We start from the raw sequence: 3248 nt of genomic DNA, 5'->3' as shown, positions 1-3248 counted from the left end.
CGGCTGGCGGTCCCGACCGCCCGCGCCCAGGCTCGCGCGGACCGCCGGGTGCAGCGCCAGGGTGACGCCCGCCAGGACGAACAGGATGTGTAGCGCTCGGATCACGGGGAAGGCCGGCGAGACGTCGCCCTCGAAGACGGTCGACCAGGAGGCGCCGTCCGCCAGCAGGGCGGCCATGGGCAGGAGCATCGAGCCGAGGCCGACGCCGCCGAGCCCGAGCAGCAGGGCCCACCACGCCCACCTTCGGCCGCGGGCGAGGTTCCAGGCGCAGGCCAGCGCAGCGGCGAAGATCAGCCCACGCACGCCGACCTGAGCGAGCAGGGCGCCGTCGGCCCCCTGCCGAGCGACGATCGAGGAGACGGCGACGGCGCTCTCGGCGATGCCCGCCAGGACGGCGAGCGCGAAGGCGCCGGCCGCGGCGGTACGCAGCGACGGTGCTGTGAGCAAGGTGGGTGATGCGGGTGGGGTCATCTGTCCATCCTGGTCAGAGCGACACGTGGGGACCATGCGGTTGTCCTCCGGACGTGCGTGGGGTCTTCCCTACCCAGTCCCATGGGAAGATGCAAAGGTCATGAGTTCGCGCCCCCTGCTCCCCCACCTGCGCCGGATGGTGCACGTGGGGCCGTACGGCGGGGAGCTCCCGGTGGCACTCCGGGCGGCGACGTCCGTGGCCGTGCCGATGCTGGTCCTGTGGGCCACCGGACACCTGGAGTGGTCGCTCTACGCGACGTTCGGCGCGTTCACCAGCCTGTTCGGCCGCACCGTGCCCATCCGGCCGCGCCTGGTGTCGCAGGTCCAGGCCGGCGCCGTGCTGGTGGCGTCCGTGCTGGTCGGTACGCTGCTCGCCGTCCTGGGCTCGGCCGTCCCGGGCACCGGCTGGCTCGTGGTGCCCGTCGCCGCGCTCTGGGCCACCGGCGTCGCGATCGTGTCCCACCGGCTGCGCTGGCACCCGCCCGGGCCGCTGTTCCCCGTGTTCGCACTGGGCGCCTGCTCGTCGGTGCCCGCCGGGCCCGAGCAGCTCCCGGTCGCTCTGGCCGTCGCGGTCGCCGCCGTCCTGTTCGCGCTCGTGCTGACGGCGTGCTTCACGCGGCTCGAGCCAGTCCCTGCCCCCACGCCGACCCCGGCACCCGGCCCCGAGTGGCCCCTCTCCCACTATCTGGTGCGCTACGCCGCCGGTGTCGCCGTCGCGGGCGCGATCGCCACGGCCGTCGGGCACCCCTACTGGGCCATGGTGGCCGCGGTCGTACCGATGTCGGCGCCCGACGCCTCCGGGCGGATCATGCGCGCGACCCAGCGCCTGGCGGGCACGCTCGTGGGCGTGGTCATCGCGTGGGCCCTGCTGGCCGCCGCGCCGCCGGCGCTCGTGGTCATCGCGGTCGCCGCGCTGCTGCAGGCCGGCGCCGAGCTCTACGTGGGCCGCAACTACGCGGTCGCCATGCTGTTCATCACGCCGCTCGCCCTGTCGATGACGCACCTGGCGCACCCCGTGCCGGTGTCCGGGCTGGTCAGCGACCGTGCCATCGACACCGTGGTGGGGGTCGCCGTGGCCGTCGTGATCACGCTGCTCACGCAGGAGCGCCGCCAGGACGCCGAGGGCTGAGCCCTGCCCGTGCGACACCCGCTATCGGGTCCCCATCGGGCCGCCGTCCGGCCACCGTCCAGGCACGCAGGAAGGCCGACAGAACCGGTCGGATCGACGTAAGATCACGCGATCGATCCCTCGTCGAGGATGATTCTTGCCTGGCAAGGGGTGAACTTGGGCGCAGGCCGGTCCCGGCCGCTTGACGGGTCCGCAGATCGGTCAATAACGTGGTATTTGCCGTTAGTTAATGTGAATTAGGGCCCGGTGTTCGGCCCCTTGCAGAGCACCAGAGGAGCTGGCGATGAGTCCACGACGACGTGCCACACAGGTAGACATCGCGCGCGCGGCCGGGGTCTCGCAGGCGACCGTATCCCTGGTGATCAGCGGCGGCCACGGGAGCGAGCAGGTGGCCGAGCACACCCGCACCGCCGTGCTCGACGCCGCCACGCGGCTCGGCTACTCGGTCAACACCGCGGCGCGCAGCCTCAAGGGCGGGCGCAACCACATCCTCGGCCTGTACACGTTCGAGTCGGTCTTCCCCACCGACCAGCGCGATTTCTACTACCCGTTCCTGCTCGGCGTCGAGCGGGCCACCGCCGAGGTCGGGTACGACCTGCTGCTGTTCAGCTCCGTCACCCCCGGCCCGCGCCGCATCTACTCCGACGGCATCAACCGGCTCAAGGTCGCCGACGGCTGCGTGCTGCTCGGCCGTCAGGTCGACCACGCGGACATCGCCGAGCTGGTCCGCGACGACTTCCCCTTCGTGTTCGTCGGACGCCGTGAGCTCCCCGGCGTCGAGCTGTCCTACGTCGCCCCGGACTACGGGACCGCCACCCGGGACCTCGTGCTCCGCCTGACCGGCCTGGGACACCGCCGCCTGGCCTACCTGCGGCCGGACGACGACCAGGAGCCGACCCGGGACCGCGAGGCCGGCTTCCGGGCGGGCGTGGCCGACGCCGGGCTGCCGGACCAGCCGGTCCATGTGCTCCCGGTCGGCTCGTCGCCGCCCGTCGACCAGGTCCTCGACCTGCTGAGCGAGCCCCTGACGACGCTGCTGACCACCTGGCGCTCGGACGGCGTGACCGCCCTCCTGGTGGACCCCGGCGAGAACGACCGGACGATCGCGGTGCTGGAGCAGGTCGCTGTCCGCGCCGGGGTACGCATCCCCGAGGACCTCTCCGTCGTCCTGCTCGGCGAGCCGTCCCCGCCGCCGTCGGCCCGCGGCGCCGACGCCGAGCTCGTGAGCACCCGGGACTGGACCCGGTTCACGCTCCCGCGCGAGGGCCTCGGCCGCGCGGCCGTCCACCTGCTGCTCGACCTGCTCGACGACGACGGCCCCGCGCGACAGCTCACGGTCCCGTGCCTACCCGTCGAGGGCGACACGGTGTGCCCGCCCCCGGTGGGCGCCGGGGCCTGAGCGGGCCAGGGCAAGGACGCACCCCGACGTCACCCAGGAGTGCGAGACTGCGCGCATGCGTGACGACGAGTGGGCGCGACAGCGCGCCGAGGCGGTCCGGGTCCAGGCCGACCGGCTCGCGGCGCGGCAGGACGCCGAGCATGCCCGCGCCGAGACGATGCTGCGCGAGTTCGCCGCCGCCGCGCAGGCCGCAGGCCTCGAGCCGGAGGACCTCGTGGTCCAGGGCTACGGCGGGCGCGGCACGGCCCG

Annotated in this window: 3 protein-coding genes and 1 pseudogene; 3 read left to right on the top strand and 1 reads right to left on the bottom strand. The window is 73.7% G+C overall.

All coding sequences use genetic code 11. The features are described from left to right. On the bottom strand, window positions 1-471 hold a 471-nt coding region (locus PROKR_RS35900), incomplete at its 3' end, for a hypothetical protein (protein ID WP_211240205.1). Window positions 472-571: 100 nt separating this feature from the next. Here PROKR_RS35900 and PROKR_RS22290 point away from each other — a divergent pair. The 3 genes and pseudogenes from PROKR_RS22290 to PROKR_RS35895 all read left to right on the top strand — a co-directional run. Continuing rightward, complete coding sequence (locus tag PROKR_RS22290; protein ID WP_245605931.1) at window positions 572-1600, top strand: FUSC family protein; 1029 nt, start codon at window positions 572-574, stop codon at window positions 1598-1600. Between the two features lie 283 nt (window positions 1601-1883). Continuing rightward, window positions 1884-2999, top strand: a complete 1116-nt coding sequence (locus PROKR_RS22285; RefSeq protein WP_036967680.1) for a LacI family DNA-binding transcriptional regulator — start codon at window positions 1884-1886, stop codon at window positions 2997-2999. A 55-nt stretch (window positions 3000-3054) separates the two neighbouring features. Further along, a pseudogene (locus PROKR_RS35895) lies at window positions 3055-3248 on the top strand (hypothetical protein); the annotation flags it as partial.

It is taken from the genome of Promicromonospora kroppenstedtii DSM 19349, from assembly GCF_000515355.1.
Lineage (GTDB): Bacteria > Actinomycetota > Actinomycetes > Actinomycetales > Cellulomonadaceae > Promicromonospora > Promicromonospora kroppenstedtii.
This window is presented reverse-complemented; position numbering and strand designations above follow the sequence as displayed.